This window comes from Agromyces selenitireducens (assembly GCF_052748465.2).
This window is the reverse complement of record NZ_CM188259.1, coordinates 1,163,075-1,175,849: the sequence shown is the minus strand read 5'-3', so window position 1 is coordinate 1,175,849 and position 12,775 is coordinate 1,163,075. Positions and strand designations below refer to the sequence as shown.

Below are 12,775 nucleotides of genomic sequence, written 5' to 3'. Positions count from 1 at the left end.
GACACGACACCCCTCTTGCGGGCGGTATGGTGCTGTGTGGGGCAGGCGACCCACCTTGAAGATCCATTCGCGAAGGAGCGATCGCACCACTATGAACGCGCAGATCGATCACGCGCTCGAGGAGATCCGGCGCTTCCGCCCGAGCCCCGAGTTCGCCGCCCAGGCCGTCGCCGACGAGAGCCTCTACGAAGCCGCCCGAGCCGACCGGCTCGGCTTCTGGGCCGACCAGGCCCGCACCCTTCTCCAGTGGGAGAAGCCCTTCAGCCGCACCCTCGACTGGTCGAACCCGCCGTTCGCGAAGTGGTTCGACGACGGCGAACTCAACGTCGCCGTCAACTGCCTCGACCGCCACGTCGAGGCCGGCCTAGGCGACCGCGTCGCCCTCCTCTGGGAGGGCGAGCCCGGCGACTCGCGCGCCATCACCTACGCCGAGCTCACCGACGAGGTCAAGCGCGCCGCCAACGCGCTCGCCGACCTCGGCATCGGCGAGCATGATCGCGTCGCCATCTACCTGCCGATGATCCCCGAGGCCGTGGTGGCGATGCTCGCCTGCGCTCGCATCGGCGCCATCCACTCGGTCGTCTTCGGCGGGTTCAGCGCCGACAGCCTGGCGTCGCGCATCGACGACGCCGAGGCATCCGTCGTCATCACCGCGGATGGCGGCTTCCGCAAGGGCCGCGTGTTCCCGCTCAAGCCGGTGGTCGACGAGGCGCTCGGCAAGGCCGAGGGCGGCACGGTGCGGAACGTGCTCGTCGTCAAGCGCGGCGAGAACGAGATCGCCTGGAACGCCGACCGCGACCTGTGGTGGCACGAGGCCGTCGCGAACGCGTCGAACGAGCACGAGGCGAAGGCGTTCGACGCCGAGCACCCGCTGTTCATCCTCTACACGTCCGGAACGACCGGCAAGCCCAAGGGCATCCTGCACACGTCGGGCGGCTACCTGACGCAGACGGCCTTCACCCACAGGAACGTGTTCGACCTGCACCCCGAGCGCGACGTGTACTGGTGCACGGCCGACGTCGGCTGGATCACCGGGCACTCCTACGTGGTGTACGGCCCGCTCGCCAACGGCGCCACACAGGTCATCTACGAGGGCACGCCCGACACGCCCCACCCCGGCCGCTGGTGGGAGATCGTCGAGAAGTACGGCGTCACGATCCTGTACACCGCGCCGACCGCCATCCGCTCGTTCATGAAGCTCGGCCGGCAGATCCCGCACGAGTTCAACCTGCGGTCGCTGCGCCTGCTCGGCTCGGTCGGCGAGCCCATCAACCCCGAGGCGTGGATCTGGTACCGCCACGTCATCGGCGGCGGCTCGATCCCCGTCGTCGACACGTGGTGGCAGACCGAGACCGGCGCGATCATGATCTCGGCGCTGCCCGGCGTCACCGACCTGAAGCCCGGCGCGGCGCAGGTGCCGGTCCCGGGCGTGTCGATCGGCATCCTCGACGACGACGGCACGCACATCGAGGGCGAGGGCGGCGGGCTGCTCGTCGTCACCGAACCGTGGCCGTCGATGCTGCGCGGCATCTGGGGCGACCCGGAGCGGTTCAAGGAGACCTACTGGGAGAAGTTCGGCGACAAGTACTTCGCCGGCGACGGCGCCCGCCGCGACGAGGACGGCGACTTCTGGCTGCTCGGCCGCGTCGACGACGTGATGAACGTCTCGGGCCACCGCCTGTCGACCGCCGAGATCGAGTCGTCGCTCGTCGCCCACCCGTGGACCGCCGAGGCGGCCGTCGTCGGCGCGTCCGACGAGACCACGGGCCAGGCGGTCGTCGCGTTCGTGATCCTCAAACAGAGCCAGGCCGACGCCGTCTCCACCCTCGAGGACATCAGCGAGGTGCTCCGCAAGCACGTCGCGACGCAGATCGGCGCCATCGCCCGTCCGCGCCAGGTGTTCATCGTGAACGAGCTGCCCAAGACGCGCTCGGGCAAGATCATGCGGCGCCTCCTCCGCGACCTCGCGGAGGGCCGCGAGATCGGCGACACCACGACGCTCGCCGACACGTCGATCATGCAGGTGATCAGCGCGCAGGTGCGCTGAGCCCTCACTCGAAGGGCGGATGCCGCGCGGGAGCTCCCGCCGCGGCATCCGCTCGCTGCCTCTGCGCCCGCCTCGCGGGGTGTACAGGAAACCCCGCGATACGCAGGACGATCAGGGAGCACCAGCCCCACGAGAAAGCGGTCGCGGTGATGCCAGCCGGGGGTCACGCGAATTCGACGACGAGCTCGACCTCGACGGGCGCGTCGAGCGGCAGCACCGCGACGCCGACGGCCGAGCGCGCGTGACGGCCGGCATCGCCGAAGACCTCGCCGATCACCTCGGACGCGCCGTTGACGACGCCCGGCTGACCGGTGAAGGCGGGGTCGGATGACACGAAGCCCACGAGCTTCACGACCCGCACCACCCGGTCGAGCGACCCGAGCTCGGCGCGCACCGCGGCCAGCGCGTTGAGCGCGCACAGCCGCGCGTACTCCTTCGCGTCACCGGCAGCCACGAGCCCCGGTCCGTCGCCCACCTTGCCGGTGGCCGGCAGCGCACCCGCCACGAACGGCAGCTGGCCTGACGTGTACACGTACGAGCCCGTGACCACGGCGGGCACGTAGGCGGCGACGGGCGGGGCGACCTCGGGCAGCTCGATGCCGAGCTCGGCGAGTCGGGCCTCGGCCGACGACGCGGACGCCGACGCGGCGCCCATCAGGCGTTCCCCTCGAACTGCTTGGCGGCCTGCGCGGCGGCGGCCTGGCCGGCGGATGCCGCGGCGGAGCTGTCATCGCCGACCGGCCGCTTCAGGTAGGCGACGAGGCCGCCCTCGGGCCCCTGCACGACCTGCACGAGCTCCCAGCCCTCGGTGCCCCAGTTGTTGAGGATGGCGGCGGTGTTGTGGATCAACAGCGGGGTGGTGATGTACTCCCAAGCGGGCATGGCGACTCCTCGATGACGGAACGTGCGGCTATCCTGAGGTTCGAGCCGACGGCGCGGTCGCCGTGCGGCATGCCGGGTTTTGCCAGCCTTCCTCAGTTAGGCTCCACTCTATGTCTGCCCAAAAACGTACGATGAGCGATGCCGCCGGGGGAATCCTCGGCTTCGTCGGCATGAGCGCTCTGGCGGGCGTGCTGGTCACGGCCGCCGTCACTCCCGCGCTCGCCGTCACGGGCATGGCCGCGAACAACAGCATCACGATGTTCGAGAACCTCCCCGGGTACCTCGAGATCGGCGACCTGTCCGAGAAGTCCACGGTCTACGCCAAGAAGGGCGACGACACGTGGGCCCCGATCGCGTCGTTCTTCGACGAGAACCGCGAGGAGGTGGCGTGGGAGTACATCTCGCAGTACCTCAAGGACGCGGCGATCGCGGGTGAGGACCCGCGCTTCTACGACCACGGCGGAGTCGACATCCAGGGCACCGTGCGCGGCGCCCTGAAGACGGTCATCGGGGGCGACACGCAGGGCGGTTCCTCGATCACGCAGCAGTACGTCAAGAACGTGCTCATCAACAACGGCGTGTCCGAGGCGACGACCGAAGAGGAGAAGCAGGCCGCCTACGACCAGGCGACCGAGGTCAGCGCCGAGCGCAAGCTCAAGGAGATCCGGTACGCGATCACCCTCGAGAAGAAGTACTCGAAGGACGAGATCCTCCTCGGCTACCTGAACATCGCCCACTTCGGCGGGCGCGTCTACGGTGTGCAGGCCGCGGCGCAGTACTACTTCGGCACGAACGCGAAGGACCTCACGCTGGCCCAGGCCGCGAGTCTCATCGCGATCGTGAACCACCCCGAGAAGTTCCGCCTCGACTACCCCGAGAGCGAGTCGAACGGCGTGAACTCGGTGGATGCCGCGGGCAACGCGGTGCCGTACGCGGCGAACAAGGACCGACGCGACTACATCCTCGGCGAGATGCTGAAGGAGAAGAAGATCACGCAGGAGGAGCACGACGCCGCGGTCGCGGAGCCGGTCGCTCCCGTGATCACCGAGCCGAGCACCGGCTGCATGTCGGCCCAGGGCCACGCGTTCTTCTGCGACTACGTCTCGTGGGAGATCAAGAACAAGTTCGACGACGCCGACACGCCCGACGTCAACGAGGGCCGCGAGCTCCTCCAGAAGGGCGGGCTCGACATCTACACCACGATCGACCTCACCGTCCAGGACGCGGCGATCCAGGCCCTGGCCGACAACGTCCCGAAGACGGCCGAGGGCGTCGACATCGGCAGCACGGTGGTGAGCGTCGAGGTCGGCACGGGCCGGATCCTCGCGATGGCCCAGAACAAGGACTACGCCAACGACCCCGACGTACTGGCCGGCGGCAGCAACTACACGGCCGTGAACTACAACGCGGACATCGACTACGGCGGCTCGAGCGGCTTCCAGCCCGGGTCGACGTACAAGGTGTTCACCCTGGCCGAGTGGCTGAAGGAGGGGCACGCCCTCAACGAGGCGGTCGACGCACGTCGCCGCGACAACTGGGGCCAGTTCACCAACAGCTGCGAGGGAACCATGTCCGGCGACGGCTGGAACCCGAGGAACGACGGCGGCGAGCAGGGCGGCTACTGGTCGGCCGTGCAGAACACCGTGAACTCGTACAACTCCGGCTTCGTCGCGATGGCCAAGGAACTCGACCTGTGCGGCATCGCGAAGACCGCCGAGTCGCTCGGCGTGCACCGCGCCGACCACCAGCCGCTGTCGCAGTTCCCGTCCGCGGTCCTCGGCACGAACGAGGTCGCCCCGCTGTCGATGGCCACGGCCTTCGCGGGCATCGCCGGCAACGGCGTGGCCTGCTCCCCCATCGCGATCGACAGCATGACCGACGCCAAGGGTCAGCCGATCGAGGCGCCGAAGTCCGAGTGCACGCAGGCGCTGACTCCGGATGTCGCGGCGGGCACGGCCTACGCGATGCAGAAGGTGATGAGCGACGGTACGGGCAGCGCGTCGAGCTACCGCACCGACCCGTGGGTGCCCATGATCGGCAAGACCGGCACGACCGACAACTCCGAGGCGACGTGGATGAGCGGCGCCTCGACCAAGGTCTCGACGGTCGTCGGCGTGTTCAACGTCACGGGGCACGTGAATCTGCGCGACACGTACTTCGACGCCGGCCAGGCGGCGCAGCTGCGCCACCAGATCTGGCCGCGCGTGATGTCGGCGGCGAACGCCAAGTACGGCGGCGACGCGTTCCCGGAGGTCAAGGGTTCGCTGCTGAACGCCCCGCAGGTCGCCGTGCCCGACGTGCTCGGCCTCTCCCCCGAGGCCGCGCAGCAGGCGCTCGAGTCCGCCGGCTTCGGTTGGCGGATGGACGGCGAGGTCGACTCTGGCCAGCCGGCCGGCACGATCGGCGCTCAGTCGCCGTCGGGCACCGCCGGTCGCGGCGCGATCGTCTCGCTGCAGGTCAGCCGCGGCAACGTGGCGAGCGTGCCGAACGTCGTAGGAATGTCGGCCGATGAGGCCGAGGCGACCCTGAGCGGCGCCGGCTTCCGGGTCGACCGCAAGCAGGAAGACGTCAACGACCCCTCGCAGGACGGCATCGTCCTCTCGCAGGATCCGAGCGGCAACGCCAAGCCCGGCGACAAGGTCACCATCGTGATCGGCAGGCTGCAGGGCGGGGGTCCGGACCTTCCCGACGGACCCGGCAACAACTCCGACGACGGCTGATGACGCGGTCCTTGACGCCGGTCGCGCGGATCGCCATCGCGATCGGCGCGGCGGGCGCTGCCGCGTTCGCGTGGGGCTCGCTCGTCGAACGCCGTCGCTTCACGCTGCGGCAGGTCCAGGTTCCCGTGCTGCCCGCGGGAGCCGAGCCGATCCGCGTGCTGCACCTCTCCGACCTGCACATGGCACCGTGGCAGCGCGACAAGCAGGAGTGGGTGCGGTCGCTGGCGACCCTGCGGCCCGATCTCGTCGTCGACACCGGCGACAACCTCGGGCATCGCCGAGGCATCGAGGGCGTGCGGCACGCGCTGGCGCCCTTCCGCGGCATCCCGGGCGTGTTCGTCAACGGCTCGAACGACTACTTCGGACCGGTGATCAAGAACCCGCTCAGCTACTTCGGCGGACCGTCGGGTCCGGCCTCGCAGGCCGAGCACCTCGACATCGCCGAGCTGCACGGCTTCTTCGCGGACCTCGGCTGGACCGACCTCGACAATGCGGCGACATCGCTCGAGGTTCGCGGCACGCACCTTGAGTTCTTCGGCGTCGACGACCCCCATCGCGGCTTCGACCGGCTCGACCGTGTGGCCGCGGCCATCGACGACCTGCGCGCCGAAGACCCGTTCGGCGACGACATGTGGCCCGACCGCGGGAGCGCGCTCGAACGCCGTGCGACGGTCACGATCGGCGTCTCCCACGCCCCGTACCGCCGGGTGCTCAACTCGTTCGTGAACCACGGCGCCCAACTGCTCCTCGCGGGCCACACGCACGGCGGGCAGGTGTGCCTGCCCGGGTTCGGCGCGCTCGTCACGAACTGCGACATCCCTCGCGAGCAGGCGAGCGGCCTCAGCGTGTGGCGGCACGGCCTCCGCTCGGCCTACCTGAACGTGTCGGCGGGCCTCGGCACGTCGATCTACGCGCCGGTCCGGTTCGCGTGCCCGCCGGAGGCGACGCTGCTGACACTCGTCCCCGTGGGCTGACGGCGACGACTACGGCGTCGACGACGACGACCCGGCGTGGTCGGGAGCGCTCGTTTTCTCGGCTATGCTTGTTGAGGCCTTCGGGCCCCCGGGGTGTGGCGCAGCTTGGTAGCGCGCTTCGTTCGGGACGAAGAGGTCGCAGGTTCAAATCCTGTCACCCCGACCGGGTAGGCCCCCTCCACGCGAGGGGGCCTTCGTCGTGTCAGGGGGTGCGATCGTCGACGGGTGCCGCGGCGCCATCCGCTCGCCCTTCGCCGGAGCCGGATCCGGACCCCGCGCCGCCCTCACGCCCGCTCGCCCATCGGAACGCCTGCTCGAGCGGCCCGCGGCCGACGTAACGCCGCCACAGCCACGCGAAGAGCATGAACCCGATGATGGAGCCGATCAGCAGCGGCCAGGAGTCGTCGGTGAGGACGCCGCTCTCGGAGCGGTACTTGCCGTACGAGATGACGATGAGGTGCGCGGTGTAGATCGTGAGCGGCATCGCGCCCATGGCGGTGATCGGCGAGAGTGCGGCGCCGGCGAACCGCCGGACGACGGGTCGTGCGAATGCGGTGAGCGCCACGGTCGCAGCGACGACGACGAGGCCGACGGCGGTGTTGCCGACGGTCTCGAGCGAGGCGCGCAGCGGCGCCGACCAGGCGGAGATGGCGGGGTCTGCCGGGCTGACGTACGGGTCGGGCAGCATCCGCGAGAGGGGCAGGGCGACGGATGCCGCGAGGGTGCCGGCGAGCGCGGTGCTTGCGACGACCCGCGGCGAGGCGAGGTCGAGCCGTGCGAGGCCGAGCCCGATGAGCATCACGGGCACCCAGATGATCACCGGGTACGCGCCGACGAGGAACCACTTGGCGAGCAGGCCGAGCGTTCCGTCGGCGAGCGCGACGATCTCGCTGTCGCGCTGGGCGATCGTGGCGATCGCCGGGGTCATGGTGAGCAGCACCGCACCGAGCACGACCGCGACGCGCCCGGGAAGGAACAGCAGCGGCAGCATGACGAGGAACGCCACCCCGTACAGGTCGAGGATCACGAGTACGAGGGGCGCGAACACGGCGACGACGACGAGGCCGAGCGCGATGAGCAGCAGGGCGCGGATGGCGATCTGCCGGCGCAGCGTCCAGCGGGCAACGGTGTCGGCGACGGGGCGCGTGGCGCCCGTGAGCAGGCCCAGCCCGATGCCGGCGGTCAGCGCGAAGAGCAACCGTGGACGTTCGTCGGCGAGTGCGATGAGCTCGGTGGCGTCGACGGATGCCGCGGGCGGAGCGAGGTGCGCGACGAACATGCCGATGAGCGCGAGCCCGCGCGCGGCGTCGACGCCGTCGACGCGGCCGGGCAGCGATCCGCCGGGGCGGGTTCGGGACACGGCTCGCGTCATGGTCGCCTCACTCCGGGATGCAGACCGAGTAGAGACCGGACTGCAGTTCCACGTCGCATCGCGGCGGCGGTTCGCCGAACCAGATCCGCGGGTCGTCGGCGGTGACGTCGCGCGCGTCGGTGAGCCCGACGTGCGCTCCGGAGAGCACGCCGACGCTGACGCCGGGCCCCCAGAGCATGGCGAACCGGTCGTACCCGAGTTCGGCGATGTCGTCGGCGGCCGCACGCTGGCTGGCGAGCGTCTCCCCGGTGGGTCGCGACTCCGTGCCCACGCCCGTGACCCGGCCCGCGATCGACCAGGCGAGCACGACCGCGGCGACGACGGATGCTGCGACCGCGACCCACCGCCACGTGCGGGCCGCACGGGCCGCGGGCTCGGCACGGTCGCCGCGGGCGAGCAGGGACCGGGCTGCGGGCACGAGGGAGGCGGCGAGCACGGGCGCGAAGGCGAGCACCGCCGGGGCGGGATGGCGCACCCACGCCGGGGTGTGCCGGGAGACCAGCCACCAGGCGAGGTACGTCGCGAAGGCGACCGCGGCGGCGAGGACGACGGCGCTGAACTCGGCGCGAGCGTCGCCCCGCGGCATCCGCCTGATCGCGACGACGACGAGTGCGGTGCCGGCGACGACGGCGATCACGCCGACGGCAGCGGCGACGAGCGTCGGAAGGTTCCAGGAGTCGGCGAGCACCACGAGCTTGTCGATCGGCGACACCGCGTAGCCCCGCTGCCCGCCCGAGCGGAGGAACCAGGCGAAGTCGCGCAGGTGCTGCCAGTACCCGGCCGGCCCGAGGCTCGCGAGCTTCGCGAGCTCGAACACGATGGTGGGGACCGCGGCGGCGCCGGCCGCGACGAGCACTCGTGGGATTCCGCGGCGCCACCGTTCACGCCAGGGCAACGGTGCGTCGAGCAGGACGGCCAGGGCGAACGCGGGCGCGGCGAGCAGGGCGATGAACTTCACCTGGATGGCGAGGCCGAGCAGGAGCCCGGCGAGCCACGGCCGCCGGCGCAGGAACAGCAGCGCGGCGGCGAGGAATGCGGCAGCCGTCACCTCGCCGAGGATGTCGGCCGGCGTCTGGATCGGCGACGGCATGGCGGCGGCGTCGAACCCGAGCGGCAGGGCCACGGCGACGAGTGCCGCCCAGCGCCCGCCGAGCCGGTGCCCGATGAGCGCGAGCGCGGCGAGCAGGCCCGTGTAGCCGACCGTGGCGACGGCGCGACCGGCCATGACGGGGTCGATGCCCAGGGCGACGAGGCCGGCGATGGGCAGCAGCATCACCGGGCCGGTCGAGATGCGCACGTCGAACGGCGAGAGCTCGCTGCCCGAGAGGGTGCCGTCGCTGGTGTAGCCGAGGCCGTTGACGAGGTTGATCGGCACGGTGAGGTTGAAGGCCTCGTCCTCCCAGAGGCGCACGGTCGCGATGCCGGGGATCAGGACGGCGAGGTTGGCCGCGACGATCCCTGCCAGGGCCAGCCAGAACAGCACGTCGACAGCCACGCGACGTGCACCGCGGATGGCGCCGCCGTCTCCGTCGCGCTCGATCGCGATCCCCGCGGGCGCCGTCGTCATCCGGCGGCCCCGGGCCGCAGGGACACCCGCCACAGCTCGACGGCGGCCTCGCGCGCGAAGCGGCGCAGCCGCTTGGGCGGCAGCAGCGGCGGGCGGTCGACGCCCCACATGGTGCCGGTGGGGTTCGAGCCGCGGCGGGGCAGGCTCGCGACCTCGATGTAGCGCACCCGGTAGCCGAGGCGCGGCTCGGCGAGCGAGAAGTGCACGTGCGGAACGAGCGCATCGGCGGGCACCCGCGAGAGCAGCTCGGCGAGCCTGGCGGGCTTGTAGACGCGCAGCGGGGTGTTCACGTCGGGCACGCGCCGCCCGGCGGCGAACGCGACGACGACGCCGACCATGCCGGTGAGCACCCGGCGGAACCACGGGTCCTCGCGACCGCGGCGCACGCCGTGCACGACGTCGGCGTCGGTGGCGACGGCCGCCCGCACGGCCCGGGCGAGGTCGATGCCGTGGAACTGCCCGTCGCCGTCGACGTGCACGATCAGGTCGGGCTCGAGCGCGAGTCCGGCGCGGTAGGCGGCGAGCGCGGTGGGCCCGTGGCCGCGGTTGGCCTCGGCCTCGATCACGGTGAGGCCCGGCAGGTCGGCGGCGAGTTCGCGCAGCACCGCGACCGTGGCATCCGTCGATCGGTCGTCGACCACCACGAGGCTGAGCCGCTCGGCGAGCGGCGCAAGGTTGCGGTGCAGCTCGTCGAGGAAGCCCGGCAGGCCCTCGGCCTCGTTGTAGGCGGGCATGACGACGGCGAGATGCTTCAGGTCCACACGGCCTCCCGGCTGCTCGGGGCTCGGCTGCGCGGAAGGGGCGCAGGCTCGTGGAGTAGCGTAGTCGAGGTGTCCCAGCATGCTCGATGGCGTCGACTCGCCGGTCTCGGCGCCCGGTTCCTCACCGTGGGCGCGATCAGCACCCTGATCGAGATCGCGGTGTTCAACCTGCTCTACCTGGGGCTCGACGTCGACGTGGTCTGGTCGAAGATCGTCGCCTCGCTCGTGGCGCTGGTGAACGCGTACCTCGGCAACCGCGAGTGGACGTTCCGGCACCGCGGCGGGCACCGCCGGTCGGTCGAGATCACGCTGTTCGTGATCGTCAACGCGGCGTGCACCGCGCTCGGCGCACTGCTCGTCTGGGTCGGCGTCGAGGCCGCGTCGGCCGCGCTAGGGCGTGAGGCCGGCCCGATCGCGGTCAACGTCGTGAACCTCGCGAGCATCGTGATCATCGTCGTGCTGCGGTTCCTGCTCTACCACTACGTCGTGTTCCGCGGGGTCCGCGAGCGGCCGGCCAAGCACGTGGCATCCGCTGGGCACGGTGTGGTGACGGATGCCGCGGGGCCGGCCGAACCTGCCGAGCCCGCTCAGCCGCACTGACCGGCGCCGCACCCGGCGATCCGGCTCAGCCCGCGGCGTCCGCCTCGGGGGTGCATCCGGGCGCGTCGATCGTCACGTTCGCCGGGCGCACCATGGGCGTGTGCCGCACCTCGAGCGGCCCGTACTCGGCATCCGCTGCGCCCGTGAACACGGCGGTGACCGTGCGGGTCGCCCCGGGCGCGTTGCGCACGTTGATCTTCACCGCGGGGCGGTCGAGGTGGGTGAGCGGCGTGACCGAGACGGCGGCGCCGTCGACGGTGGCCGACTGGAAGGTCGATCCGATCGGCCCGTACAGCACGAGGTCGGTCGCGATGTGCCCCTTGGGGAAGAACCGCCCGGGGGCGATGTACTCGGCGAGGCCGGCGACCTGGTCGGGCGGCAGCGTGTTCGTGAGCGTCGCGGTGGTCGTGAACGTGGGCGCGGTGCCGGCGTCGACGGTGCAGGCGTCGGTGGCGCCCGTGGCATCCAGCTGCAGGTAGAAGTCGAGCTTGCCCTCGGTGATGTCGTTGACGTACACGCCGACGGTGGTCTGCTCGGCGTTGTCGACGGGCAGCGTGCCGGTGATGCGCGTGCCGTCGATGAACTCGGCCTCGGCGGCGTCGGACGGGGCGTACATGAGGCGGCCCTCGTCGATGGCGCGGGTGAGCGCGTCGAGGAGCGCGTCGGTGTCGGCGGAGCCCGACGTGAGCACCTGGAAGACGGAGGACGCCGCGGCGGCGAAGAAGGCGTCCTGCTCGTCGCCTTCCTCGTACCGGAAGTACACCTCGTTGAGCAGCAGCGGGGCGGCGTTGTCGGCGGTGAGCTTGTCGCCACTGGGGAGCGTGACGGGCCCGGTCGCGCCGAGCAGGTAGCCGAGCGCGACGGGGTCGAACGAGACGACGCCGTCGACCTCGACTCCGTACTTCTTGGCCCAGAATGCGCGGATCAGTTCGGAGGTCTCGGTGAAGTCGGGCGTCAGCGTGACGTCCTGGATGTAGCGCCCGATCTTGTCGCCGTACAGCGCCTCGGTCTCGGGGTCGAGCTCGGTGATCGGCGTCTCCTGCGGCGAGAAGTCGCTGCTCGACGACTGCTGTGCGATGCTCACGCGGCCGTCGGCGACGTTGAGGAGCAGCAGGGCGGCGGGGTTGCCGCCCGTGCCGCGGGATTCGGCGTTGTTCTGGAACAGCACCAGGTAGTTGCGCGGTCCGTCGGCGCCGAGCGCGTTCGGCAGCACGGCGAGCGCTGCCTGGGCGGGCTCGACCATGGGCTGGATCTGCTCGACGGCCTCGTCGAGCTGGACGATGCCGTCGGCGACCTGGTCGATGAGCTGGTCGCGGTCGACCTGGTCGAGTTCGCCGGCGACCTCGTCGATGGTCGTGGCGACCCCGTCGACCACGTCGGACAGCTCGGTGAGCGCGACGAGGTCGATGGCGCCGTCGACGGGCTTCAGCGCGTCGAGGCTGAGGGCGGTGGCGGGACGCACGACCCCGTCGACGAGTTCGTCGACCGAGGTCGAGGCGATGCGCACGGCCGCGAGGTTCGGTCCGGCCACGGGCACCCATTCGAACGAGCGCCAGAGTGGGTCGTCGGTGAGGCGGCGTGCCTCGGCGGCGTGCACCTCGAGCTGGTCGACGGTCGCGATGGCGCCCTCCTGGTCGCCGGCGAGGATCTGCTCCTGCGCCTGCTTGGCGAGCGGAATGGCCTGCTGCAGCTCGTCGCGGGCGGCGAAGCCGCGTTCGGCGACCTGCCACCCCCCGATGCCGATGCCGATGATCGCGAGCAGCAGAACACCGAGCGTGACGGGCACCCAGAGCCGGGCGCTCTTGATCAGCGGCTTCTGAGGTCGATCGGTCCTGGGTTCACCCACGCGTGC

The 12,775-nt window shown here is 71.3% G+C and carries 10 protein-coding genes and 1 tRNA gene; 5 read left to right on the top strand and 6 right to left on the bottom strand.

The window, feature by feature from the left end:
- Positions 1-91 precede the first annotated feature (91 nt).
- Entirely contained in the window at positions 92-2,047 is a 1,956-nt protein-coding gene (gene acs, locus ACULK4_RS05480) for an acetate--CoA ligase (protein WP_445965664.1), read from the top strand.
- A gap of 163 nt (positions 2,048-2,210) precedes the next feature.
- Here the strand turns inward: acs and ACULK4_RS05475 are convergent, their stop codons facing one another.
- Positions 2,211-2,702, bottom strand: a complete 492-nt coding sequence (locus ACULK4_RS05475; RefSeq protein WP_445965665.1) for a RidA family protein — start codon at positions 2,700-2,702, stop codon at positions 2,211-2,213.
- Entirely contained in the window at positions 2,702-2,929 is a 228-nt protein-coding gene (gene sp36 / locus ACULK4_RS05470) for a Sp36 family protein (protein ID WP_445965666.1), read from the bottom strand. Before sp36 ends, ACULK4_RS05475 begins: the two co-directional genes overlap by 1 nt.
- Before the next feature lie 131 nt (positions 2,930-3,060).
- On the opposite strand from sp36, the gene ACULK4_RS05465 reads away from it, so the two are divergent.
- The 3 genes from ACULK4_RS05465 to ACULK4_RS05455 all read left to right on the top strand — a co-directional run bounded on the left by ACULK4_RS05465 (position 3,061) and on the right by ACULK4_RS05455 (position 6,786).
- Complete coding sequence (locus ACULK4_RS05465) at positions 3,061-5,649, top strand: transglycosylase domain-containing protein (RefSeq protein WP_445965667.1); 2,589 nt, start codon at positions 3,061-3,063, stop codon at positions 5,647-5,649.
- Entirely contained in the window at positions 5,649-6,623 is a 975-nt protein-coding gene (locus ACULK4_RS05460; protein ID WP_445965668.1) for a metallophosphoesterase, read from the top strand. The genes ACULK4_RS05465 and ACULK4_RS05460 overlap by 1 nt, the downstream gene beginning before the upstream one ends.
- A gap of 89 nt (positions 6,624-6,712) precedes the next feature.
- Positions 6,713-6,786: transfer RNA gene (locus ACULK4_RS05455), tRNA-Pro, on the top strand.
- A 39-nt stretch (positions 6,787-6,825) separates the two neighbouring features.
- On the opposite strand, the gene ACULK4_RS05450 is transcribed toward ACULK4_RS05455, so the two are convergent.
- From ACULK4_RS05450 to ACULK4_RS05440, 3 genes are read right to left on the bottom strand one after another with little or no spacing between them, the layout of a single operon-like run.
- On the bottom strand, positions 6,826-7,983 hold the full coding sequence (locus ACULK4_RS05450; protein WP_445965669.1) for a heparan-alpha-glucosaminide N-acetyltransferase domain-containing protein: 1,158 nt from the start codon (positions 7,981-7,983) through the stop codon (positions 6,826-6,828).
- Positions 7,984-8,002: 19 nt separating this feature from the next.
- Positions 8,003-9,562, bottom strand: a complete 1,560-nt coding sequence (locus ACULK4_RS05445; protein ID WP_445965670.1) for a glycosyltransferase 87 family protein — start codon at positions 9,560-9,562, stop codon at positions 8,003-8,005.
- On the bottom strand, positions 9,559-10,323 hold the full coding sequence (locus ACULK4_RS05440) for a glycosyltransferase family 2 protein (protein ID WP_445965671.1): 765 nt from the start codon (positions 10,321-10,323) through the stop codon (positions 9,559-9,561). Before ACULK4_RS05440 ends, ACULK4_RS05445 begins: the two co-directional genes overlap by 4 nt.
- 69 nt (positions 10,324-10,392) lie before the next feature.
- Between ACULK4_RS05440 and ACULK4_RS05435 the strand changes: the two genes are divergently transcribed.
- A complete protein-coding gene (locus tag ACULK4_RS05435; RefSeq protein ID WP_445965672.1) occupies positions 10,393-10,923 on the top strand; it encodes a GtrA family protein in 531 nt (176 codons plus the stop codon).
- Positions 10,924-10,948: 25 nt separating this feature from the next.
- Here ACULK4_RS05435 and ACULK4_RS05430 read toward each other — a convergent pair whose 3' ends face one another.
- A complete protein-coding gene (locus ACULK4_RS05430; protein WP_445965673.1) occupies positions 10,949-12,769 on the bottom strand; it encodes a DUF4012 domain-containing protein in 1,821 nt (606 codons plus the stop codon).
- Between the last annotated feature and the right edge of the window lie 6 nt (positions 12,770-12,775).